Origin of the sequence: Halococcus agarilyticus, from assembly GCF_000334895.1 — an archaeon.
Classification (GTDB): Archaea; Halobacteriota; Halobacteria; order Halobacteriales; family Halococcaceae; genus Halococcus; species Halococcus agarilyticus.
In genome coordinates, this window is sequence record NZ_BAFM01000007.1 from 129,730 (window position 1) to 153,786 (window position 24,057).

Annotated in this window: 22 protein-coding genes and 1 tRNA gene; 17 read left to right on the forward strand and 6 right to left on the reverse strand. The window is 66.7% G+C overall.

Annotated features, from left to right (window positions below):
• Nucleotides 1-236 precede the first annotated feature (236 nt).
• Together TX76_RS07590 and TX76_RS07595 are read right to left on the reverse strand one after the other, a co-directional pair.
• Nucleotides 237-599 carry a hypothetical protein gene (locus tag TX76_RS07590; RefSeq protein WP_049901176.1) on the reverse strand — a complete coding sequence of 121 codons (363 nt, stop codon included), beginning with the start codon at nt 597-599 and terminating at the stop codon, nt 237-239.
• Nucleotides 600-671: 72 nt separating this feature from the next.
• Nucleotides 672-1,076 (reverse strand): CBS domain-containing protein, encoded by a 405-nt coding sequence (locus TX76_RS07595; RefSeq protein WP_049901178.1) that lies wholly within the window; start codon nt 1,074-1,076, stop codon nt 672-674.
• Between the two features lie 147 nt (nt 1,077-1,223).
• On the opposite strand from TX76_RS07595, the gene TX76_RS07600 reads away from it, so the two are divergent.
• The gene (locus tag TX76_RS07600) at nt 1,224-1,475 is read left to right on the forward strand and encodes an AbrB/MazE/SpoVT family DNA-binding domain-containing protein (RefSeq protein ID WP_079890777.1); all 252 of its coding nucleotides are present in this window, start codon (nt 1,224-1,226) and stop codon (nt 1,473-1,475) included.
• Entirely contained in the window at nt 1,465-1,830 is a 366-nt protein-coding gene (locus TX76_RS07605; RefSeq protein ID WP_049901179.1) for a type II toxin-antitoxin system VapC family toxin, read from the forward strand. Before TX76_RS07600 ends, TX76_RS07605 begins: the two co-directional genes overlap by 11 nt.
• Before the next feature lie 353 nt (nt 1,831-2,183).
• On the opposite strand, the gene TX76_RS07610 is transcribed toward TX76_RS07605, so the two are convergent.
• Nucleotides 2,184-3,197 carry a glutathione S-transferase family protein gene (locus TX76_RS07610; RefSeq protein WP_049901181.1) on the reverse strand — a complete coding sequence of 338 codons (1,014 nt, stop codon included), beginning with the start codon at nt 3,195-3,197 and terminating at the stop codon, nt 2,184-2,186.
• 108 nt (nt 3,198-3,305) lie between these two features.
• Here TX76_RS07610 and TX76_RS07615 point away from each other — a divergent pair, with 108 nt between their 5' ends.
• The gene (locus TX76_RS07615; RefSeq protein ID WP_049901183.1) at nt 3,306-3,836 is read left to right on the forward strand and encodes a 50S ribosomal protein L16; all 531 of its coding nucleotides are present in this window, start codon (nt 3,306-3,308) and stop codon (nt 3,834-3,836) included.
• A gap of 59 nt (nt 3,837-3,895) precedes the next feature.
• Complete coding sequence (locus tag TX76_RS07620) at nt 3,896-4,759, forward strand: ATP-grasp domain-containing protein (RefSeq protein ID WP_049901185.1); 864 nt, start codon at nt 3,896-3,898, stop codon at nt 4,757-4,759.
• A gap of 261 nt (nt 4,760-5,020) precedes the next feature.
• On the opposite strand, the gene TX76_RS07625 is transcribed toward TX76_RS07620, so the two are convergent.
• Nucleotides 5,021-5,401, reverse strand: coding sequence for an Hsp20/alpha crystallin family protein (locus TX76_RS07625; RefSeq protein WP_049901187.1), 381 nt, complete (start codon nt 5,399-5,401; stop codon nt 5,021-5,023).
• A 38-nt stretch (nt 5,402-5,439) separates the two neighbouring features.
• Nucleotides 5,440-6,453, reverse strand: a complete 1,014-nt coding sequence (locus TX76_RS07630; protein ID WP_049901190.1) for a type II glyceraldehyde-3-phosphate dehydrogenase — start codon at nt 6,451-6,453, stop codon at nt 5,440-5,442.
• A gap of 80 nt (nt 6,454-6,533) precedes the next feature.
• Between TX76_RS07630 and TX76_RS07635 the strand changes: the two genes are divergently transcribed.
• The 11 genes from TX76_RS07635 to TX76_RS07690 all read left to right on the forward strand — a co-directional run bounded on the left by TX76_RS07635 (nt 6,534) and on the right by TX76_RS07690 (nt 21,695).
• Complete coding sequence (locus TX76_RS07635) at nt 6,534-7,511, forward strand: aminopeptidase (RefSeq protein WP_049901192.1); 978 nt, start codon at nt 6,534-6,536, stop codon at nt 7,509-7,511.
• Between the two features lie 158 nt (nt 7,512-7,669).
• Nucleotides 7,670-8,554 carry a halocarboxylic acid dehydrogenase DehI family protein gene (locus TX76_RS07640; RefSeq protein ID WP_049901194.1) on the forward strand — a complete coding sequence of 295 codons (885 nt, stop codon included), beginning with the start codon at nt 7,670-7,672 and terminating at the stop codon, nt 8,552-8,554.
• 96 nt (nt 8,555-8,650) lie between these two features.
• Entirely contained in the window at nt 8,651-9,121 is a 471-nt protein-coding gene (locus TX76_RS07645) for a cupin domain-containing protein (RefSeq protein ID WP_049901196.1), read from the forward strand.
• Nucleotides 9,122-9,212: 91 nt separating this feature from the next.
• Nucleotides 9,213-9,860: an HVO_0476 family zinc finger protein gene (locus TX76_RS07650; RefSeq protein WP_049901197.1), complete on the forward strand. Its 648-nt coding sequence runs from the start codon at nt 9,213-9,215 to the stop codon at nt 9,858-9,860.
• A 1-nt stretch (nt 9,861) separates the two neighbouring features.
• On the forward strand, nt 9,862-10,560 hold the full coding sequence (locus TX76_RS07655; RefSeq protein ID WP_049901199.1) for a protein-L-isoaspartate(D-aspartate) O-methyltransferase: 699 nt from the start codon (nt 9,862-9,864) through the stop codon (nt 10,558-10,560).
• Nucleotides 10,561-10,609: 49 nt separating this feature from the next.
• Entirely contained in the window at nt 10,610-11,779 is a 1,170-nt protein-coding gene (locus tag TX76_RS07660; protein WP_049901201.1) for a beta propeller repeat protein, read from the forward strand.
• A complete protein-coding gene (locus tag TX76_RS07665; RefSeq protein ID WP_049901203.1) occupies nt 11,776-12,651 on the forward strand; it encodes a methionyl-tRNA formyltransferase-like protein in 876 nt (291 codons plus the stop codon). Before TX76_RS07660 ends, TX76_RS07665 begins: the two co-directional genes overlap by 4 nt.
• A 136-nt stretch (nt 12,652-12,787) precedes the next feature.
• The gene (locus tag TX76_RS07670) at nt 12,788-13,522 is read left to right on the forward strand and encodes a protein-L-isoaspartate O-methyltransferase family protein (protein WP_049901204.1); all 735 of its coding nucleotides are present in this window, start codon (nt 12,788-12,790) and stop codon (nt 13,520-13,522) included.
• Nucleotides 13,523-13,619: 97 nt separating this feature from the next.
• Nucleotides 13,620-15,395, forward strand: a complete 1,776-nt coding sequence (locus TX76_RS07675) for an asparagine synthase-related protein (protein WP_049901206.1) — start codon at nt 13,620-13,622, stop codon at nt 15,393-15,395.
• Nucleotides 15,396-15,907: 512 nt separating this feature from the next.
• On the forward strand, nt 15,908-19,066 hold the full coding sequence (locus tag TX76_RS07685; protein WP_195156022.1) for a right-handed parallel beta-helix repeat-containing protein: 3,159 nt from the start codon (nt 15,908-15,910) through the stop codon (nt 19,064-19,066).
• A gap of 451 nt (nt 19,067-19,517) precedes the next feature.
• The gene (locus tag TX76_RS07690; protein WP_049901209.1) at nt 19,518-21,695 is read left to right on the forward strand and encodes a hypothetical protein; all 2,178 of its coding nucleotides are present in this window, start codon (nt 19,518-19,520) and stop codon (nt 21,693-21,695) included.
• Between the two features lie 251 nt (nt 21,696-21,946).
• Here TX76_RS07690 and TX76_RS07695 read toward each other — a convergent pair.
• Nucleotides 21,947-22,019 (reverse strand) — tRNA-Asp (locus TX76_RS07695).
• A gap of 250 nt (nt 22,020-22,269) precedes the next feature.
• Here TX76_RS07695 and TX76_RS07700 point away from each other — a divergent pair.
• Nucleotides 22,270-22,500, forward strand: a complete 231-nt coding sequence (locus TX76_RS07700; protein WP_049901211.1) for a DNA-directed RNA polymerase subunit H — start codon at nt 22,270-22,272, stop codon at nt 22,498-22,500.
• The gene (locus TX76_RS07705; protein WP_049901212.1) at nt 22,497-24,056 is read left to right on the forward strand and encodes a DNA-directed RNA polymerase subunit B''; all 1,560 of its coding nucleotides are present in this window, start codon (nt 22,497-22,499) and stop codon (nt 24,054-24,056) included. Before TX76_RS07700 ends, TX76_RS07705 begins: the two co-directional genes overlap by 4 nt.
• The last annotated feature ends 1 nt before the right edge of the window (nt 24,057 follow it).

Consider the following 24,057-nt stretch of genomic DNA (forward strand, 5'->3'; position numbering starts at 1 on the left):
ACTACGAACGGAGACCCTACTCGATGGGGGAATATATACCCTTCTTTCTGTCGTTGCGACTATCTATTTATCGTTACATAGGGCAGAATATTAGTGATTCGTGCTACCACGCCACACTGGTTTGTGCGGGTCGTTTAGACTCTGAATGGATCATGGCTTGCCGACCGGACGAACGCTCGGGGGCGGTGTCGAGACGAAGCCGGCATGGCGATGGTTCGCGGCGATCGCTGCCGTCGCTACTGGGACGTCGGTTCGATGGTGGTCGTCTCGTCGATCGAAGCGTGCTGGAGGGAAACACGATGACGGGTGTGACGTGCGTGGGTTTCGGCCCATCGCCGCGCGGGCCGTTCAGTCAGAAACGCCTCGTGGCCCGGACACCGACGACACTCCGCGAGCCACGGCGTGACGTCGTCGGGAAAGTGCCCCGTGTGCTGGCGGTGGTCGAGCGCGAACTGTTCGATCGCCCCGTTGCCCGCGTGGAGTTCGTCGAGTTCGTAGTCGAGGTTCCACTCGTGGTCGCACCGACTGCACGCGACCGTGGGCGTGTTGTCGACGCCGTTCTCCGCAACCGGATCGCTGTCGTCGGTTCGGTCGGGCATACGCGATCGTGTGCGGCCACTTGCTTTGCTCCTCCGGATCGAGTCCCGTCTCCGAGGGGTGGTCCGACCGGGTTAGGAGGGACTCGGCGTCTGGACGTGCGAGATATACCCTGCAAGATCGCTCGTCGTGAGCATGCCGATGACGCCGTCGGGCTCGCTCACGACGGGGACGTGGTGGAACCCGTGTTCGATCATCGCGTCCGCGATGTCGCGGATCGAGTCCTGTGGCGTGGCCGTCACGACGTCCGTGCTCATGTATCGCTCCACCGTGGTCTCGGCCTTCGGGTGGCTCTCGGCGACGATCCCGACGTAATCGGTGGTGGTGACGATCCCCAGGAGCTGGTTGTCCCCGTCGACCACGAGGACCGAGCCGATCTCGTTGTCGAGCATCGTCTCCGCCACCTCCTCGACGAGCGTGTCCGGACTGACTGTGTACAGGTCAGTCGTCATGAGCTGGCCCGCGAAAATATCGTCCATGATCGTTACCGACACGGCTGACTCATAAGCGTTCACCCGAAGGCCCCATCGCGATCGACCCGCGTTGTCGTCGGAGTCCAGTTTCTGACCAGCTCTCCGGCGAGACGGCGGGGAAACTATTATATTGTGCCCATCCTCACTCTTGAGATGGGAATGGATGAACTGGCGACCGACGAGCGCGGGCGCATCACGATCCCGAAGGAACTCCGCGAACGGTTCGGCGAGCGCTATCGTCTGGTCGAACTCCGAGATGGGATCAAACTCCTCCCGCAACCCGAGGACCCAGTGAGAACCCTCCGCGAGGCGGCGAGCGAGGAGTTCAAGCAGGCGTCGATGGACGAACTCCGCGACGCCGGGCTCGACGAGGCCCACGACCAGACGGACGAGCATGTACGCTGACGTCGACTTCTGGGTCGCCCTCCTGAAGGACGACGACTGGTTGGCCGAGCGCGCCGAACGATACCTCGAAACCCACCGCGGTGAACTCGAAGTCTCGCTCGTGACGTTCGTCGAACTGTTCCTCATCGAGGAGCGATACGGCTTCGACCGCGACCAAGCCGTCCTCGCCATCCTCGAACTGGCCGAGACGAACGCCGACGTGGACGTTGTGTTCCAGGCATCGGAGTACATCGACGAGGGGCTGAACACGTTCGACGCGTTCCACGCGGCGCTCGCGGGTGACGCGATCCTATCGAGCGACCAAGCGTTCGATGACATCGGTATCGAACGGCTTGCACTCGAAACTGAGGAATAGTGCCAGAAAGAAGTCCGAGAGCGGACTTCTATCGAATGTCGCTCAGAGGTGGCGACTTAGCTTGTCGATCACGTCGAGCAGTAGTTTCACCCGTCTGAGGTACCTCCAGACGGGGGATTCATCGTTCGGGTCTCGTGGGGAATGTCATTAGCTATTCCCCAATTCAGTTTCGGTGGCATGGGCATCTCTGGTTGGATTCCCGGCACACGCGAAACCTGTAGGCATGGGGGTTGTACAGTATTTGTACAACCCCGTTGCCATCAGATACGCGAACTTCAACCCCACAAGGGTTCGTCTGAAACTGAGACCCGTACCTGTTCAGGGAGCCTACAGTTTTGAAACGGCTGTCATTTTCAGTCCGCTTTGTTTGATCCAACGGCGGGAGGCAAATTGGCTGGTGGCCCACCGGCTAACCGCTCGCGGTCGTGTTCCGCGCCGAAGTCGTGGTTCGGTCCGACCGCGACGATCCGTTTCGGGTTCAGGTCCGTGTGGGTCTCGTAGTAGTGCTCGGTGATGTGGTCCATGTTCACCGTTGCGGCCACGCCGGGCAGCTGGTAGAGCTCCTTCAGGTAGTTCCAGAGGTTTGGATACTCCGCGATCTTCCTGACGTTGCATTTGAAGTGGGTATGATACACGTCGTCGAACCGGATCAGCGTGGTGAACATGCAGACGTCGGCCTCGGTGAGCGAATCGCCACAGAGATAGCGCTGGTCGTCGAGCACGGCCTCCCAGTGATCGAGCGCGTCGAACAGTTCGGACACGGCGTTCTCGTAGGCGTCCTGGGTGCCGGCGAAGCCCGCGCGATAGACCCCGTTGTTGATCGGCTCGTAGATCGCGTCGATGGTTTCGTCGATCTCGTCGCGCTTGCCTTCCGGGTAGAGCGTCGCGTCGTTCGCGAACTCCTCGAAGGCGGTGTCGAGCATCCGCACGATCTCCTCGGATTCGTTGTTGACGATCGTTCCTTCCTGTGTATCCCAGAGCACGGGCACCGTCACGCGGCCGGTAACCTCGGGATCGGCTGCGACGTACGCCTCCCGGAGGTAGTCGAACCCGTTCACGGTGTCGGGGGTCGCGCCCTCGCGCTCGGGGGTGAACTGCCAGCCGTCCTCGTCCCGGTAGGGGTCGACCACGTCGACCGAGATCACGTCTTCGAGCCCGCGCAGCGCACGCGTCACGAGCGTCCGGTGGGCCCACGGGCAGGCCAGCGAGACGTAGAGGTGATAGCGTCCCGCCTCTGCCGGGAACTCGGCGTCGGGATCCGCCTCGATCCAGTTCCGGAAGCTCGTCTCCTGTCTATCGAACTCGCCGTCGTCGTCCGTGGATTCGTAGGCGTCCGTCACCCACTCGCCGTCGATGAGCTGGTTCACGATGGAAGAAGGCGCTCCGTGCTCAAAGCCCCGTCGCCGACGTGTGCGGGCAGCACACGCTGGCTTCGAAGGCTTTATTCGCCCCCTCGGCCTCGGGTCGGCAAGACCATGGCCGAGAAACCTGCCTCGATGTATCGGGAGATCTCGAAGCCCCCCTACACCCGCAAGGAGTACATCACCGGGATCCCCGGCTCGAAGATCGCACAGCACAAGATGGGCGACATCCGGGCCGATCCGGAGGACTACCCCGTCCAGATCAGCCTCTCGGTCGAGGAGGAGCTCCAGCTCCGCCACGGCGCGCTGGAGTCCTCGCGGCTGTCGGCCAACCGCCACCTGCTGAAGAACCTCGGGGAGGGCAACTACAAGATGATCCTCCGGAAGTTCCCCCACCACGTTCTCCGGGAGAACAAGCAGGCGACGGGCGCGGGCGCGGACCGTGTTTCCGACGGGATGCGCCAGGCGTTCGGCAAGCCCGTCGGCACCGCCGCGCGGGTCGACGCGGGCGAGCGCATCTTCACGATCTGGTGTGACGTCGACCAGGCTGACGTCGCGAAGGAAGCGCTCCGGCGCGCGTACAACAAGATCGGCTCGCCGTGTGACGTCACCGTCGAGCGCGGCGAGGAACTCCTCGTCGCCTGAGCACTCCCCGAATCGTCCGCTTTTCGAACGCTTTTCGTTCCGGCCGCCGTCGATCCGCCATGCTGAGCCTCGCGGTCGCCACACGAGAGGAGACCTTCGAGCGGATGGGCGATCCGCTGGCCGATCGCGGGATCGACGCCCGACACGTCCAGTGCGAAGAGCGAACGACGCACCTTACCGATCCGCCCACCGAGTTCGACGGGTTCGACGTGGGGTTCGTCCATCCCTCGCGGATCATGGAGGGCGGGGTCGCCGACGCGCTGCTCGACGTGCCGTGGGTCAACGATCGCGAGGCCATCCTCACGTCCCGGAACAAGGCCGACGTCATCGCGCGGCTGGCTCGCGCCGGCCTCCCGGTCCCCGACACGGTGCTGGTCTCGAACCCCGTCGACGACGCCGAACTGGAGGCCGTCTTCGAGCGGTTCGATCCGCCGGTGGTGGTGAAACCGAACTCCACGACGCGCGGGACCGGGGTCGTGAAGGTCGGCGATCTCGATTCCTTTCTCGGAGTCGCGGACTACCTCGCGCTGGTGCATGACTACCAGGCGACCGGCGATCGGTCCTTCCTCGTCCAAGAGTACGTCCCGGACGCGAAGGACTACCGCGCGATGTGCATCGACGGCGAGTACGTCGGCGCGGTCGAGCGGCGGCTGCCCGACCCTGCACGCTCCGTGGGCCGCTGGAAGCACAACGTCCATCGTGGGGCCGAGGCCGAGGGCGTTGATCTCGCCGACGATCTCCGTGATCTCGCCGAGCGCACCGCCGAGAAGTTGGGGATTCCGTGGCTCGGGGTCGATCTGCTCGTGACCGACGATCGGGCGGTAGTTTCCGAAACCAACGCCCGGCCGACGATCGACGACGAGACGAAGTACGAACCCGACTTTTACGACGATCTCGCAGCGCTCATTGAGGGCCAGGTGTGACTGGCGGTGCGGCTGCGGCGGAGCGGTGCGGGCCTGGCGGATGAAGGGCGAGGCGCGCGAGCGAAGCGAGCAGCGACCGTAGGGAGCGCGCGCCGAGGGCTTCGGCGGTGCTGTGCGGTTGCGGAGAGCATCAGCAGTTGTACCGCGAACGAGGCCGAAGGCCGAGTGAGCGGGTGTTTTTAGCGTAGATTTTTGCGAGGAGTGGTGCCCGCAGCGCGGCGAAGCCGCGCGAGGACACCCGACGAAGTAAAAAGGTACGGCTTACAGATCGATGTCCGCGGAGGCGTCGGTCCGCTCGAAGACGACTTCGAGGATCCCGTTGTTGTAGGTCGCGTTCGCGGAGCGTTCGTCGACGCGAACCGGAAGCTGGACGCGCTCGGTGGTCTCGCGGCGGTCGCTGGCGGCGTCGATCGTGAGCCGCTGGCCGTCGCAGGTGAGATCGATGGCGTCTTTATCGACTCCGGGGAGATCCGCGACGACGCGCACGCGATCCTCGTCCTCGTAGACGCTGACGTGGGGATCGCTGCCGACGGTGTCGGTCTGGATGTTGACGTCGCCGCCGACCATGTCGTTCATCATCCGTTCGATCTCGTCGAAGATGTCCCCGAAGGGATCGCGATCGTCGCGGTCGTCCGGGCGCATAGATGGCTAGAGGACTGGACGGGACAAAAGGGTTCGCGTCAGAAACCCATGCCGAGCGCGTCGTCGGTGGTGGCGACACTCTCTGCGGCGTCGGCGGTGCCCGCCACCGCGCGGATCGCGTCGACGTTCTCGGGCACGACGTCGGATTCCTGGTGGATGGCCTGGAACAGGTAGAGATCGTCGTCCTCGACGGTGATCGACTCGCCCCAGATGCAGTTCTCCCAGAGGTCGCCCCGCGGTCGGTCGGCGTCGAGCGCGAACTCCTTCAGCGCGCCAGCGCCGTCGATGTCCAGGCGCTCCGGGATCACGAACAGCCGGGACTCGTCGTGGAGGAGGTCACGGACTTCGTCGGCGCTCGCGTCGGATTCGAGCGTGACGTTGATCGAGTGGGTGTGCATCAGCGTCGCCGGGACTTTCAGCCCCAAGGTATCGATCGCGAGGTCGGGGAAGATCGTCTTGACGTCGGGACCGTGGTGGGAGGGCAGGGTTCGCGGGTTCGGCAGGATGTCGTTGATCGGGCCGCGTCCGCTCTGGGCGGGATCGCCACCGCGTCGGACGAGCGTCGCGCGCACCTTCTCGATGCCGTACTCCGCTTCGAGCGGTGCGACCAGCCGCGAGAGACCCGTGGTGTTACACGAGACCACGCGGACGTGATCGGCTCCGGCGGCGTCGGCGTAGTTCGCGCGGGCGTTGAAGCTCGTATCCACGAGATCCGCATCCTCGCCGCCCTGGTAGAGCGCGGGCGTGTCGTGTTCTTCGTAGAGTGACTTGTTCTCCGCACCGATCCCCGACGGCGTGGCGTCGACCATCACGTCCGCCGCCTCGACCAACTCCTCGACCATCCCGGCGAGATCGATCCCCGCCTCCGCGAACTGATCGGCGCGCTCCTCGATCGCGGCGTAGAGCGGATAGCCCTTCGCGACCGCGCGCTCGGCCTCGAAGTTCGGGCGGGTTTTCGCCACTCCTTCGACATCCATGTCCGGCTGGGCACGGACCGCGTCCGCGACGCGCTTGCCGATGGTGCCGTAGCCGTTGACCCCGACGGTGAGCATACTGGTCCTGCTCGGGCGAGGCGAATAATCGTTTCGAGGTGGGCCGAAAGCCTAACGCGGCGCGGTCCCGTGTGTCGGGCATGAGTCGGGGATCAGGAGGGGGAGAGGGCGAGGCATCGCTCGAAACGGCGGCCGAGACCGCCGTCAACCAGTGTCTCGCACTCAGACCGAACGAGTCGTGTGCGGTGGTCACCGACGACGAGCGCCGCGCGATCGGGGAGGCGCTGTACGACGCCGCGAGCGATCTGACCGCGGACAGCGTGCTCGCGTGTTACCCGCCGGGCGAACAGCACGGCACCGAACCGCCCGCGCCCGTCGCCGCCGCGATGCGGGGGGCCGACGTCGTGCTCTGCCCGACGACGAAGAGCTTGAGTCACACGCGGGCGCGCTCGCGAGCAAACGAGGTCGGCGCGCGGGTCGCCACTCTCCCGGGAATCACCGAGGACGTCTTTCGGACGGGGCTCGACACCGACTACCGCGAGATCGAGCGGTGCTGCGAGGAGATCCACGAGGTGGTCGCCGACGCGACCGAGATCCGGGTGACCTCGCCGGCGGGCACCGACATCACCTTCGAGCCAGGCGACCGACCGTGGCTCACCGACACCGGGATCGTCCACGAGCCGGGCGCGATGTCGAACCTGCCCGCGGGCGAGGTGTTCGTCAGCCCCGAATCCGCCGACGGAACGTACGTCGTCGACGGCACGATGATGCCCCACGGCCTGCTCGATCGCGACCTCGAATTCGCGGTCGAGGACGGCTCCATCACCGATATCTCCGACGACGAGATCCGCGATCAGATCGAGAGCGCGGCCGAGGAGGTGGGCGACGACGCCTACAACCTCGCTGAACTCGGCATCGGGACCAATCTCGCCGTCACGGAGCTCGTGGGGTCGGTCTTGCTCGACGAGAAGGCCGCTGGGACTGTGCATATCGCGATCGGCGACGACCACGGCATCGGCGGCGACGTCGAAGCGCCGCTCCATCTCGACGGGATCCTCCGCGAGCCGACCGTGTATGCGGATGGGGAGGTCATAGACCTCCCGTCAGTCGAACGGTAGCACCGTGAGACGGCGCGGAAGTGGAACTTCCGCGATAGTGCGAGCGGCGAAGCCGCGAGCAGGGGAGGTCTCGACCCGGGACGTGAGCCCGTACGCCGCTTCCACGGGCGATCGCGCCCGAGCGAACGCTTTTCGCCAGTCGGATCGAAACCGTCGCCGTGGACACCAGCAGACAGCTCTACGACGTCGAGGCGACGGGCCGTCAGCGCGGCGTCTACGACGACATCAAGCGGACCTTCCGTGCGCCGATCGTCAACTGGATCTTCCGAACGACGATGGCGAACGCTCCGCACTTCCTCCGGTACGCCTGGGGACAGCTGAAGCCGCTGTTCGATACCCGGGCGTTCGCTCGGTATTCGGTCGCGTACCGTGATGCGGTCCTCACGGAACTCGAAGACGCGACCGGGATCCCGACCTACCGGCGCTCGACGGTCGACGTCGCCCCGGCGGAGTACGACGCGCTTCGGGGGCAGCTGGCCACCTTCGACGTCGTCGCGCCGCGGCTCGTGTTCCTCTTCGAGACGATGGATCGCGCGCTCCACGACGGAGCCGTCGGCACCGACCCGGGAGCGACGCGCGCAGCGACGGCTCCGTTCCCCGCGTGGCTGGACGCCGATCGCGGTCGTCCCCCGACGATGATCGCCGCGGGCGCGGTTCCCGACGATCTCGACGAAACCGTCTCGTCGATCCAGTCGTTTCACGGTCTCGGCGACGATCTACCGAGCATCTACCGCTGTCTCGCCCAGTGGCCCACGGTTCTCGACGCCGCGTGGGCCGACCTCGGACCGTTCTTCGAGTCCGACGGGTTCGATCGAGCCCGCGAAACCACGGCGGAGCTGACGGCGACGCTCGTCGAGTCGACACCCTACACGCCCCGCCTCGCGCCCGAAGACCTGCGAAGCGCGGGGTTCGACGATGACACGATCGAGGAGATGCAGACGCTGTTTCGCGAGTTCAACACCGGGGCCGTCGAGAGCGTCCTACCGACGCTGCCGGTCTACGCGGCGACGGTCGACGCGGAGGGAGTTCGCAACCCGCTCTGAGCCGGGGACCGTCGGGCAGACACGGTTTGTGGAAACGGCGGGCCCGCCTGACGGGACGTGACACCGTTTTGTACCCGTCCCCCCCACGTTCCCCCGATGGAGAAAGTCAGTATCGACGATGTCGACCCCGTCATCCAGCCCGCGGCGATCATGCGGCCGCTGACCGAGGCGCTCGGGACGACCGACGTCGCGATCAACTACTACGAGCTCGAACCGGGCGACAGCTTCGCCTACGGCTACCACGTCCACGAGATTCAGGAGGAGGTGTTCTGCGTGCTCTCCGGAACGGCGACGTTCGAAACCGAAACCGGGTCGGTTCCGGTCGCAGCGGGCGAGGTCGTCCGGTTTCCGCCCGGGGAGTACCAGCGCGGTGTCAACGAAGGTGACGAGCGGGTCACCGCGCTCGCACTCGGGGCTCCCCTCGAGTACGGCGAACAGACCATGCTCCGCGAGTGTGCGACCTGTGGCGAGCGGACCTCACACCGGATCACGTCGGCGGCGGACGGAGATGCTCGCGTCACCCTCTGTGATCTGTGTGGAACCGAAACCGGCCGATGGACGCTGTGAGTGCCGCTCGACCCCGACCGCCGCCGAACCGGGCCCGACGACCGGCCCGCCACACCGGACGCTTTTACACATCCACGGAGTAGCGGTAGACATGAGCGAAGCTACAGAGCGCGTCGCGGTCGCCTGTCCGTCGTGTTCGCCCGCAGAGCCGGTCGTCCACGAAGTGCTGAAACCGGGCGGCCAGACCACCGTTCGCTGCACCGAGTGCGGCCACACCCACAAGACGAAGATCGAGGAACCCGACACCGTCGAGTGCGACGTGATCGTCTCCCAGGACGGCGAATCGTTTTCCACGGCGACCGACGTCCCAGCGGGCGAGTCGCTCACCGCGGGCGAGGAGTTCGTCCTCGACACGCCCGAGGCCCTTCTCACAGTCAGAATCACCAGCCTCGAAGTCGGCGACGACCAGCGCTCCGAGAGCGCCGTCGCCGAGGACGTCGACACCATCTGGACCCGCGTCGTCGGGAACGTCGGCGTCGACGTCACGCTCAACCCCTCGGATGGGGACGACGAGACCCGGAGCATCGAACTCAGAGTGCCGGGCGATTACGAGTTCACGGTCGGCGAGCGCGAGGACCTCGCCGACGAGGCCTTCACCGTGAAGGGGATCCACCTCCGGGCGGACGCGACGGGCTACGGGTTCGACCGACTCGACCACGACGAGGACATGGCGTTCGCGAAGGACGTCGACCGGCTCTACGCCGACGACGAGTCCTCGGGCGCGTGGTCGGTCTGGTGAGATGAGCGACTCCACGGCACGGCGCGAACAGCTCGTCGATCGCCTCCAAGAACAGGGACGGATCGAGCGCGAGACGACCCGCGAGGCACTCCGTCGCGTGCCGCGCCACGAGTTCGTGCCCGCCGCCCGACGAGGCGACGCCTACGCCGACCGGCCGCTCCCGATCGGCGAGGACCAGACCATCAGCGCGCCGCACATGGTCGCGATGATGACCGACCTGCTCGAACTCGACCATGGGGACCGTGTGCTCGAAATCGGCACCGGGTGTGGGTATCACGCCGCCGTCACCGCCGCGGTCGTCGGGGCCGTCGACGGGACCGGCGACGGTGACGATCCCAACCGCGCGACGACCGGCGACACCGACGGCGAGCGCGGCGCGGTCTACAGCGTCGAGTTCCACGACTCGCTCGCCGCGGCCGCCCGCGAACGTCTCGACAGGTTGGGATACGACGTCGCGGTGCGGGCCGGCGACGGCCACGAGGGCTGGCCGGATGGCGCGCCCTACGACGCCGCCTACCTCACCTGTGCTGCGGCCGAACTCCCCGAGAAGGTGATCGAACAGGTGGGGCCCGGCGGCCGGATCGTCGCCCCCATCGGCCGGGGGCGACAGACGCTCGTGCGCGCGACCCGGCGGCCCGACGGCGGTCTCGATCGCGAGCGCCACGGCGGCGTGCGGTTCGTCCCGATGCGATCGGCGTGACCCCTCTCGGGGCCGTGAGGTATAACCCGACGACTGGCGTTCGTCCGGCATGAAGATCGGTGGGATCCACGACGGCACGCTCTACTGCACCCGGGGTCTCGACGTCGGTGTCTGGGACGAACGCAGCGGGTTCCGTCGCCGGGGAACGCTCCCGAACCCCGCGGCGGGGTTCGAGCGGCTCTCGTTCGACGTTCGAAACCGTCGGCTGCCGAAGCGGCTGCTCGAACCCGTCACCGGAACGTACACTACCACGAACCTGTGGCCGCTCGACGACGAGCGCCTGGTCGCCACGGTCTCGCGGTGGCTGTTCGTTTCGGCCGACGGTGGCCGCTCGTGGGAGCTCGTCCGCGAACTCCCCGAATCCTCGGGAATGATGGGCGTGCTGCCGACCTCCCTCTGTGAACACGACGACCGACTCTATCTCGCCGAGTACCCGCTCGGCGACGAACCCGCGCGGGTGCTGGTGAGCGACGATCACGGGGAGACGTGGGGCGATTTCGTCGAGCACTCGGACGTCCGGCACTTCCACGGCCTGTTCTCCGATCCGTACGCCGGCCGGCTCTGGGGGACCACCGGCGACACCGACGCCGAGAGCGCGATCGGCGTGTTCGAAGATGGCGGATTCGAGCCCGTGGGTCGCGGGAGTCAGCGCTGGCGCGCGGTCCAGCTCGCCTTCACCTCCGACGCGATCTACTGGGGCGAGGACTGCTCGTACACCGACGGGGTCGAGATCTGCCGGCTCCCGCGCGACCGGCTCGACGACGAAACGCCCGAACCCGACGTCGTCGGGACGACCGACGGCCCGATCTACTACGCCGAGACGCTGTCGACCGCCGACACCGACTGGCTCGTGATTTCGACAACCGCGACGCCCGAGGTCGACAGCACCGCGCCGGGCGTGACCCAGAAAGCCCACCACGAGCGACCGGCGCGGGTGCTCGCCGCCCCGGCCGACTCGGGCTACGAGACCTGGTACGAGCTCTACGCCGTCGACCGGAAGCCCGCCGTCGGCGGGTACGTCGATCCGGTCCCCGAGTCGAACGGCTATCTCTTTATGACGACCGACCCCGAGATGGGTCTCGTGATCAACCCCTACAACACCTCGCGGGCGAGCGGCGACGTCGTCACCGTCCCTCCCGAGACGTTCGCGGAGCGGGCGTTCGCCCCCTACGTCGGTCCCGAACCGAACACGAGCACGCAGCAGTCCTCCCGCGCATGAGAGTCGGTGTCCTCGCGAACCCCATGCTGACGCGGTTCGAGGAGCGCGCGCTCGACCGCGTCGCCGGGCTCGACGGCGTGACGATCGAGCGCGTCACCGTCGATGCCTCGGTTCGCGACGAGTCGTCGTCGCTCGCGGCCGGGGCCGACGTGGTGAACCAGGGCAAGACCGTCTCGCTCACGGACCTCGAACTGTTCGTCGACGTCGTCCGCGAGAGCGGACTGAAGGCGTTCATCTACGCCGACGAGAAGCTCGGCTGGCTCCTGTTCGACGAGACCAGCCAGATGGAGTGGCTTCGCTCACGGCCGGTCGAGGAGGTCGACTGCCTCGCCGACGCCACGATCGTGGACTGCGAGCCGGTCCCGGCGGGCGGGGCGTGGAACACCCTGCCCGACGACGAGACCGACGAGATCGCCCGGACCTGCGACGTCGTGATCCGGTTCGGGTTTGGACTCCTCAAGGGCCCGATCCTCGAAGCCCCGAAACACGGTGTCCTGAGCGCCCATACGACCGACATCCGGGAGTATCGCGGGATGGGACCGAAGGTGTCGTACCTGAACGACGACCCGACGGTGAGCGTCACGCTCCAGCAGCTCTCCGAGACCATCGACGGCGGGCGCATCGTCGAGATCCTCTCACGGGAGCTCCCCCCGAACCCCACCCTCGACGACGTCTGGGACGCGGTCTACGGCATCCAGACCGAGCTGTTCGCTGCCGGGATCGCGAACCTCCGGGACGACTCGTTCGAGCCGTGGCAGCCCGACGAACTCGGGCCGTACTACCCCCACAGCCTCCAGCAGCGAAACCCACGGTTCGTCTCGCGGCTCCTCGCGAGGAACAACTGGCGACGCCTCCGGAAGCGACTTCCGTAGGTTGACACCTCCTCGACGACCGAAGACCGCCGTCGACGGAGTGGCGGTCGATCCACACCTCGCCGTTGGTCCGGCCGTGATCCGACCCTGACGACGCTGCCGCGCAGTTCAAGACGGTCGGGGGCGGATTTCGGATATGGACGCCGCGACGCTCCGCGACGACATGGTCGCGGGCCTCGAACACGAGAGCAAGGCGGTGATCGACAGCGAGCGGGTGAGCGCCGCGATGCGGGCGGTCCCCCGCCACGAGTTCGTGGACGAGGCGGCCGCGTACGCCGATCGCTCGCTCGATCACGCGGGCACGCGCGTGCTCGCGCCGAGCACCGCCGCACGGCTCCTCGAAGCGCTCGCCCCCGAGCCGGACGATCGGGTGCTGGTGGTCGGTGCGGGCGTCGGCTACACCGCCGCAGTCTGTGCCGAGATCGCGGGCGAATCGAACGTCAACGCGGTCGACATCGCGCGCCGGCTCGTGCTCGACGCCCGCCGAAACCTCGACCGAGCCAACTACGGCGGCGTCTTCGTCGACCGGCGCGACGGCGCACACGGCCTCGCGACGTACGCCCCGTTCGATCGGATCCTCGTCGAGGCGAGCGCGGTCCGCCCGCCGCCCGCGCTCGTCGATCAGCTCGCCGCCGACGGGCGGCTCGTCCTCCCGCTCGGCGCGCACGATCAGGCGCTCGCCGCGGTCGAGGACGGCCGGGTCATCGAACGGTTCGGACCGACGTCGTTCGCCCCGCTGCTCGTCGCGGGCGAACAGACGGACGCCGTCGAGCGAAATCGGACCTACCGGGAGGACCGCGAGCGCGCCGAACGCGTCGCGCAGCGCCGCCACGGCTGGGAGCACGACTGGATCGACTGGGAGGGGGGATAGTGCCGGTTCGCGCTCCCACCTGCCTGGTGCGAGCTGCCGTCCTCCGTCCCGTGCGCCATCGGTATCGTTATACACCGCGGCGTCGCGCCTGCGTACCGTGACCGGGATATTCGGCGGCTCCGTTACCGAAACGGCGCTCCAGGACCTCGGGGAGGCACTCCACGACGAGCCGTGGTACGGGCACGAGCGCCTCGGGACCGACGGCCACAGGCTCGGCCTGCGCCACCACGGCGACCGCGATCCGGGGGGCCACCTGACGTACGAGGCGGGTGCGCGCGCCGCCGTCGTCCACGGCGCGATCACGAACCGTGAGGCGCTCGGACTGACCACGGACGAGCTGTTCGAATCGTTCCTCGATTCGCCGACGGAACTCCTCTCGCGGCTCGACGGGCCGTTCGTGATCGCCGGTGTCGACGCCGACGCGGACCGGGTCGTCGTCGCGACCGACCGGCTCGGCGCGCGGCCGTGTTACTACCACGCCGACGAGGGGCTCGCGTTCACCTCCAGCCTCGGGGCGCTGCTCACGCGGGTCGACGACCCGACGCTCGACGAGGGGGCGGTCGCCGACATGCTGCTGATGGGCTACGTCTGGGGCGAGAAGACGCTCGTCGAGGAGGTCACGGCCCTCCCGCCGGCGACGGTGCTCGACTATTCCGAGGGAACCCTCTCGACCGAACGCTACTGGTCGCCCTCGTTCGACGCGCTCCCCGACGACGGCTACCTCCCCGGACTCGTCGAGCAGTACCGATCGATCATCGACGACGCTGCGGGAACGATGGACGGCTCGGTGGGACTGTGGCTCTCGGGCGGACTCGACAGCCGGACGATGGCCGCCGAACTCGACCGCCACGCCAGTGGGTTCGACGACCTCGCGGCGTACACCTACGACGCCAACCCGCGGGGTGGCGGCAACCCGGAGCTCGCCGGCGAGGTCGCCGCCCACCTCGACGTCGATCTCGACACCGTGGAGCTGACCCCCGATCTGTTCCTCGACCGGCTCGGCGAGGCGGTCGACCTCACCGACGGGATGCTCCGGTGGTCCTCGTTCATCAACCTCCTGTCGACCTATTCGCTCCCCGACGATCACGCCGACGTCCTCCTCGAAGGCGCGGGCCAGGGTGAGCTGATGGGTCACCACCTGCGCCGGTATCACTTCACGGGGACCGACTCCCCGATCGAGTCGATGTACTGGAGCGAGGCGATGGTCGATCGCGACACCGTCGCGACGCTGCTCGCCACCGACGCCGAGCCGCTCCAGTCGTTCGTCGACACGGCCGAAGCCAGCGACGCCTCACACAAGGGGACCATCCTCGACGCCCACTTCGCCAACTACTACTCCCGGATGACGTTCGCGAGCAACGCGATCCCGCGGAGTCAGGCCGGGACACGCGTCCCGTTCGCCGACCGCGAGTTCCTCGAGTACGTCGCACGGCTCCCGCTGAAACACCGGATGCGGACGGTCCCGCTCACGCGGGGCACGATCCCCTACGGCGTCACCCGGACCAAACTCGCCCTGACGCGCGCGCTCGATTCCGACCTCGCGGCCATCCGCTACGAGCGCACCGGCGTCGCGCCGAAGCGACCGTTTCCCGTGCACGTCGCCGGCTTCCTCACCACGACCGCGGCGGCACGCCTCGGCCGACGGACCACCTACGGCGGTCGGAGCGTCCCCGACATGTGGTATCGCAACCAGCCCGCAGTCCGGGAGTTCTTCGACGACCTGCTCGACAGCGCGTGCGAGCGATCGGTGTTCGACGGCGAGGCGATCCGACGGCTCCGGCGCGAACACCTCGCGGACGAGGCGAACCACATGATCACGTCGCTCGCGGCGATCACGACGCTCGAACTCTGGCTCCAGCGAAACGTCGACTGAGGCCGTCGTTCCGACGAACGTGGCACCGTGATCCCTCGATCGCATCCGTGGAATCCCGTGCCGAACGGCCCGCAAACGTTGATCACAACCAACAGATAACTTTATGTGTCACCCCTCTATTGAATCGGAGCGAAGATGAATGGAGGAAAGCGTGTACGGCGATCCGGCGGCAACTGACCCGGCAGCGGAACGCGGCGCAGGCCGGCCTGCGATGGGGCACACGGCGGTCGCACGCCCGGTCGTGAGATCGGTATCGACGGTCACGGCGGCGCACACGGCCGCGATCGTCGGGGGGAGGGGGACGGACACGCTCCGTGCCTCGCGATCCGTCGAGCGGTCCGGGGGGACGCGTACGGGTTCGACGAGCGACGCACGAGTACTGCTCGCTCCGGGACGAAGCGACGACTGAACGCGGTTCGAAGCCAACCTCGGTCCGGGATCGCTGGGTGCTCCGAGCGACGACGCGCGTCGTGGAGCGCCGACGACCCGGATCGTCACGAACAACACCAGTGATGCCACGCAACGACGACGACGAACGCGGACGGAACAGCACCGACACGGTCGAACGGAACAGCACCGACGCAACTCGACGGAACGACGGAGGTCGCAGCGGCCTCTCGATCGGCCGGCGATCGTACCTGATGGCCGCGGGAGCCACCGTCGGATCGATCGGCCTGGCCTCGGGAAGGGCAGCGGCAGCGTCGTTCGAGCGTTGGGGGATCAGGTTCAAGCGGACGGTGGACATGGTGGCGGACGCGGGGTGTGACCCGACGGGCGAGGAGCCGTGTGACGCGAAGATCCGGGCGGCCGCCGACGACTACACCCTGCTGAAGTTCCCGCCCGGCGAGTACCAGATCACCAGCAAGACGGTGGTGCTCGGCAAGACGAACCTCGGCTTCCTGGGGGAGGGGGATGCGCGATTCAGGGTGCCGACGAACTTCAACGAGAAGGCGCTGGTGGTCGACGACGGGACGGGGCTGCTGTTCGAGGGGATCGACATCGACCAGCGAGCGGACGGGGCGACGCCCGCCCTCCATCTGGGGGCGGACGACGACCTCCGGGTGCACGACGTGGAGCTGCTGGGCCAGGGCATTCACCCGAAATCGATCCCGAAGGGTGAGCCGGGGTACTCGCCGGGGCCGGGAGCCGAGAACGGCAACCCCCACGCGCTGGATTTCTTCTATCCGATCGTGCGCTCGGCGGACGGCACCGGGTTGGTGACGGATGTGGTAGCGAACAACCACGGGCTGATGGGGACGTACAACGCGGGCAACGGCCGGAGCGGGATCTGGGTCGGCATCTCGACCGAGGGAACGATCACGTTCCGGAACTGCCGAATCGAGGAGTTCGGCTCGAACGGGACGTACACCAGCCGAACGAACGGGGTGGTGCAGTTCGAGGACGGCGTTCACCGCAACAACGACAACAACCAGCTCCGGATCGGGAGTCCAGGCAGCTACGCAAAGGGGATGATCCTCGACGTGGACGCCGAATCGAGCGGTTCGCCGAACCCGTACGGGGCGCTGAACTACCGTGGGGTGCGGATCGAGATGGGGCGGATGAACGACCGGACGGACGTGACGGTCAGGGACTGTGATATCGCGATCCGGTCGACGCCACACTCCGGCGGCGGGGTGGTGGCCGAATCGACCGCGAGCGAGTTCCGGGTGGAGAACACGCGGATCGGGATCGAGGCCGACGGCGTCCGCGGGATCCTCGCGAAGGAGCCCGACGGCGGTGGGGCGTACCCCGCGCCGGCGGAACCGCACACTGCGACCATCCGGAACACGAGCGTGACCGGAAGCGCGAACGGGAACGCGGCGATCGAACTCCGCGAACGATCGGGGTCGGTCGTCGCGAACTGCTGCATCGAAGCCGACGGCGGTGATCGCGACGGCGTCGCGTTCGTCCGTTCGAACGGCTGTGTCGTCCGGAACTCCACCATCGACACCGACGACCAACCCGTCGTCGAACGAAACGCGGAGGTCGACGTCTCCCGCGTCTCCGCCGGCGGAAGCTGTCCGGTACCGAGCGTTCCCGAATCACCGGAGCCGTCGAACCCAGGGGACTCGCCCGATTTCTCGGACGGTGCTCCCGACGACACGTTCACGATCGAAGCGGCACCCGGGACCGAGTACGAGTTCGGGGTCACCGACGAGCTGAAAAAGACCGCGGCCGCGAACGCGACGGTCGATCCGAACGACACCATCGAGGGGACGACCGCGTCGGGCCAAGTCGGCGAGGGCGGCCGGGACAGCTACGCGTTCGCGGGCGAGATCACGCGGCTGGTGCTCGACGGTGGCGCGAACCTCTACTACAACGGTGAATCCGTCGATCCGGCGAAGTACCTCGCGAACACGGTGACGATCGAGAGCGAGAGTCACGCCGAATACGAGATCGAGACGAGCGACGGGATCGCGAAGAGCGCGGCGATGGGTGCGGCCGACCCGAACGACACCGTCGAGGGAACGACCGCATCCGGCCAGGTCGGCGAGGGAGGTCGGGACAGCTTCGCGTACCCCGGCGAGATCGCGAATCTCGCTATCGACGGCGACGCCACCGTCTACCGCAACGGTGACGAAGTCGAACCGGACGAGTTCGGACTCGTCGACACGTTCACGATCGAAGCAGCACCCGAAACCGAGTACGAACTCGCGGCGAGCGAGTCGTTGGAGAAGACCACGCGCGCGAACGCGACGATCGACCCGAACGACGAGATCGAGGGGACGACCGCCTCTGGGCAGGTGGGCGAGGGCGGCCGGGACAGCTACGCGATCACGGGTGAGATCACGCGGCTGGTGCTCGACGGCGGCGCGAACCTCTACTACAACGGCGAATCCGTCGATCCGGCGAAGTACCTCGCGAACACGGTGACGATCGAGAGCGACTCACGGGTGGAGTACACGATCGAGACGAGCGACGGGATCGCGAAGAGCGCGGCGATGGGGGCGGCGGACCCGAACGATACGGTCAGCGGGAGGTCGGTGAGCGGCCAGGTCGGGGCGGGCGGCCGGGACAGTTTCGCGTATCCGGGCGAGATCACGAACCTCACCACCGACGGCAACGCCACCGTCTACCGCAACGGCGAGCGGATCGATCCCGACGAACTCGGGAGCACGGACACGTTCACGATCGAAGCGGCACCCGAAACCGAGTACGAGTTCGGGGTGGACGGCGAGCTGAAAAAGACCGCGGCCGCGAACGCGACGGTCGATCCGAACGACACCATCGAGGGGACGACCGCCTCTGGGCAGGTGGGCGAGGGCGGCCGGGACAGCTACGCGTTCGCGGGCGAGATCACGCGGCTGGTGCTCGATGGTGGCGCGAACCTCTACTACAACGGCGAGTCCGTCGATCCAGCGAAGTACCTCGCGAACACGGTGACGATCGAGAGCGAGAGTCACGCCGAATACGAGATCGAGACGAGCGACGGGATCGCGAAGAGCGCGGCGATGGGGGCGGCGGACCCGAACGACACCGTCGAGGAGACGACCGCATCCGGCCAGGTCGGCGAGGGAGGTCGGGACAGCTTCGCGTATCCGGGCGAGATCACGAGTCTCGCTATCGACGGCGACGCCACCGTCTACCGCAACGGCGAGGTCCTCGCGGACCCGGGTGGCACGTTCTCGAAGCAGACCGACCTGCCCGTCTTCGGCCGACTCTCGGGGTAGTCGAGGGTTCCGGCGCCGAACCCGTCGGCGACAGTTCCCGTCGATCGGCCCGATCCGTTGAGGGCCCAGAGAAGTTCCACGTCGCCGCCTCGAAGAGCGACGACGATCGAACTCCGATCGACCGCAGCGAGCGTCCGACCTGGTGCACCGAGCGGGTATCTCACCGGCTGACCGCTCCCGATTACTCCGGGCGGAGTCCCACAGGAATCGCCACGACCCGGATCGTCGAGCGGTTCACGAGCGAGAAGACCGAGCGACCGATCTCGCGAACGGAGTGCCGTGGAAACACTTCACACTCGCGCGCCACGGTTCGACCGAACGATAATTTCGGGCTTACTGAGACATATTTATAGCGTCTCGAACGTGAACAGCCAGCAACTTCCGACCAATGGATAGTAAACGTAGGTAACTAGCCAGAAGGGGTATTTTACGAATGCCTAATGAACAGGTGATGCCGCGCAACGGAGCACGAGGTAGTAGCGATAGCACAGCCGAAAGTACTCGAACCAACCGCCGTACGTACCTGAAGGCCGCCGGAGCGACCGTCGCGTCGGTGCCGCTGCTCGCTGGGGAGGGGGCAGCGGCGACGTCGCGTCACGGGATCAGCTTCGACAACGTGGTCGACATGGTCGACGACGCCGGCTGCGACCCGAACGGCAATCAGGCGTGTGACGGCAAGCTGCAGTCGGCCGCTGGCAGCAACACGCTGCTCAAGTTCCCGTCGGGGACCTACAAGTTCACCGGCCGGAACGTCCTGAACGGCAACAGCAACTTCGGTATCGTCGGGGAGGGCGACGTCACGTTCACCGTCCCCGAGGACTTCAACGAGCAGCTGTTGACCATCAACTTCGGCACCGGTCTCCTCGTCGAGAACATCACGATCGATCAGAGCGGGGCGACGCCGAACCTCCAGTTCGCGCCGAACGACAACCTCGAGGTCCACGACGTCACGATGACCGGGCGGGGGATCGACTCCGCCACGGGCAACAACGCACAGAACGCGCTCAACCCGATGGTCCGGTCGTCGGGCGGTGAGGGGATCCTCCAGAACGTCGTTCTTCACAACGAGGGTCGGATGGGGGCGTACTCGCGAACCGGCGTCTGGATCGGCCAGACGAACAAGGGGACGATCACCCTCCGGAACTGCAACGTCGAGGGCTTTTCGGGCAACGGCGTCTACGGCAGCCGGACCCCGGGTGTCGTCCAGGTCGAGGGCGGAACCTACAAGAACAACGACCTCTCGCAGATCCGGATCGGCAGCTCCGGCAGCTACGTCGACGGCGCGACGGCCGAAACCGACCTCTCGGACAGCCGCTCGCCGAACCCCGGCGAGATGCTGAACGGGTCGGGGATCCGTCTCGAAAGCGATCGTGGCGGCTCGGGTGCGGAGATCCGCAACTGCGACGTCCGCGTCGGTCCCAACGTCAACGCCGACGGTGGGATCCAGATCTTCGGGAACTACGGGAACTTCACCATCGAGAACACCCGCGTCGAGTACAACCCCCAGGGGTACTCGATCCGCGCGAAGTCCCCCAACGGGTCGGGCGACGTGGGCGGCACGTTCCGGAACGTGAGCGTCACCGGTGACGCCTCCGGCTGGGTCGGCGTGCTGATCGAGGATCGGCCGAACACCACGGTCGAGAACTGCTGCATCCAGCAGACCGGCGGCGGTCGCACCGGCCTCGCGCTGCACAACTGTGACGGCAGCCGGGTGGCGGATACGACGATCAACGCGAGCGCACAGGCGCTCCGTGTCCGCAACGGCAACGTGAACGCCAGCAACATTCGGGAGAGCGGCACCTGTCCCGCGCCGAACCTCGGCTCGTCGAGCTACTCCGGTGGGTCGTCCGATTCCGACGACTCCTCGTCGGACGGCGGCTCGTCGTCGGACGATTCCTCGGCCGGTTCTTCGAGCGGCAGTTCCGACGACTCCTCGTCGGACAGCTCCTCGGATGATTCGTCCTCGGACGGTTCTTCGAGCGACAGTTCCAACGACTCCTCGTCGGACAGCTCCTCGGATGATTCGTCCTCGGGCGGTTCTTCGAGCGACAGTTCCGACGACTCCTCGTCGGACGGCGGCTCGTCGTCGGACGATTCCTCGGACGAATCGTCGCGTCAGGACACCGATGCCGAAAAGAACCTGCCGGAGGGAGCCGACCTCGTGATCGCGGACACCAACACCGCCGGCGATCGCATCCCCTACGAGATCGCGACGAGCGGTGGTCTCGACAAGACCGACGCTGCCGGCGCGACCAAGGACGACAACGACGACCTCTCGGGCTCCTCGGCCTCGGGTGGCGTCAACCAGTGGCGCGACAGCTACGAGTACGAGGGCGAGATCGTCGAACTCGAGGTCGACGACCGTGCGATCCTCAAGCTCGACGCGAGCGCACAGACGATCAAGGTGATCGGCAAGGAGAGCACCGGCCCGACGGACTACTCGCTCGAAGTCACCGGCCAGCTCGAACACGCCGACAGCTCCGGTGACCCGATCGCGGACGACGGTCACTCGGTCGAGGGTGGCGTCGGCAGCGCCCAGGACGTCTACAGCTACACCGGTCGGCTGCTCGAAGCCTCGGTCGAGGACTCGGTCTCGATCACCACCGAACCCGAGTCGTTCGACGGCTGAACACCCCTCCCTCGCTGCGCCCGTCGGTCAGGCTCTCCAGCAGTCGTTTCACGCTCGGCGCTTCGGTTCGATCCCGTCGTCGGCGCTCGCCGTTGTCGAGAAGATACCACGAACAAGGCTTTCGCCGCCGGTTCACTCTCCCCGAGACGCCCGGTGACGAACTGATTTTCGCCGTCCGATTCGCCTGATACCGTTTCTCGACGTCCCCTTCGCTCGCTCGTCACTCCTCGCTCGTGCCGTGTTCGAAAAAGCGCCCGAGGCGGGATTTGAACCCGCGTCACGACCGTGACAGGGTCGTATGATGGGCCACTACACCACCCGGGCGAGCGACATCAGCGACTTACCCGGATACGCCCTTAAGGGTTTCCAAACCGATCCGCCGCCCGCAGGACCCCGAAACGCTATGTCCCCCGCGGTCGTCGGTGTCGGTACGATCGAGTCAACGATTGCCGAACGGCCGGGCCTGCCCCACGGTTCGTAGCCCACGCTGGCGGCGTTGACAACGCTTAAGTCGCCCCACGGCGTAGACCCTGTAGTATCTCGTGACAGCCACTTCTCCCCCGGTCAGACACACATGGTGGACGTAGGTCAGCACACGCTCGTTCCCGAGCACACCATCGTCGAGGACGACGCCGAGATCGACGAGGTGCTCGCCGAGTACGACGTCAGGCGCACCGACCTCCCGAAGATCAAACGCACCGACCCGGCACTCCCCGACGACGCCGCCGCGGGCGACGTGATCCGGATCGTGCGGGACTCCCGAACGACGGACCAGGCGGTCGTATACCGACTCGTGGTAGAATGAACAGGCAAGACAGGCGTTCGATCTCGCGGGAGTACTTCTCCCGCGAGCGGCTCGCAGAGCATCATTTCCGGTCGTTCAACGCGTTCCTCGGCCGCGGAATGCAGCAAGTGGTCGACGAGAAGGAGACCATCGACACCGACATCGGCGACAAGGAGGGCGAGGAGCCGGTGTACGTCGAACTGGGCGACGTACGGGTCGTGACACCCCGGGTGCGAGAAGCCGACGGCAGCGAGGAACGGCTCTACCCCCAGGAGGCCAGGCTCCGGAACATCACCTACGCTGCCCCCGTCTTCATGGAGATGGCGGTCGTCGTGGGTGGCGAGGAGGAAGAAGAGCGCGTCGTCGACACCGCCGAGACCCAGATCGGGCGGCTCCCGATCATGGTCGGCTCCGACGAGTGCAACATCGCCGATGCGACCGACGAGGAGCTGATCGAACTCGGCGAGGACCCCGCCGATCCGGGTGGGTACTTCATCGTGAACGGCTCCGAGCGCGTCCTGATGACCAGCGAGGACCTCGCGCCGAACAAGATCCTCGCGGAGTACGACTCGAAGTACGGCGACGAGATCCAGGTCGCCAAGACGTTCAGCCAGCGCCGCGGCTACCGCGCGCTGGTGCTGTGCGAGCGCAACCGGGAGGGCCTGCTCGAAGTCTCGTTCCCGAGCGTCTCGGGCAGCATCAACTTCGTGACGCTCATCCGAGCGCTCGGGCTCGAATCCGACGAGGAGATCGTTCACCGCGTCTCCGACGACCCCGAGATCGTGAAGTTCATGCTCGAGAACTTGGAGGCCGCCGAGGTCCAGACCGAGGAGGCCGCGATCGAGGATCTCGGCGAACGTGTTGCGTCGGGCCAGGGCAAGAACTACCAGTTGAAGCGCGCGAACTACGTCATCGATCGGTATCTCCTGCCGCACCTCCACGAGGAGGGCGTTCCCGACGAGGAGACCCGGATCAACAAGGCGTTTTACCTCTGCCGGATGGCGGAGGCGTGCTTCGAACTCGCGCTCGGACGGCGCGAATCCGACGACAAGGATCACTACGCGAACAAGCGCCTCAAAGTGTCGGGCGACCTGATGACCGACCTGTTCCGCACGGCGCTCAACAAGCTCGCGCGCGACGTGAAGTACCAGTTGGAACGCGCGAACATGCGCAACCGACAGCTCTCGGTCAACACCGTGGTTCGGTCGGACGTGCTGACCGAGCGGCTCGAACACCCCATCGCCACCGGCAACTGGGTCGGTGGTCGTTCGGGTGTGAGCCAGCTCGTCGATCGGACCGACTACATGGGCGTTCTCAGTCACCTCCGGCGGCTCCGGAGCCCGCTGAGTCGGAGCCAGCCCCACTTCGAGGCGCGGGACCTCCACGCCACCCAGTGGGGGCGGATCTGTCCCTCCGAGACGCCGGAGGGGCCGAACTGTGGCCTCGTGAAGAACTTCGCGCAGGCGATGGAGCTGTCCCAGGACGTCGAGGACGAACAGGGACTCAAACGAGAGCTGGCGTCGATGGGTGTCGAGGGGATCCCCGGCATCGAGGGCGTCACCCCGAGCGCTGATTGAG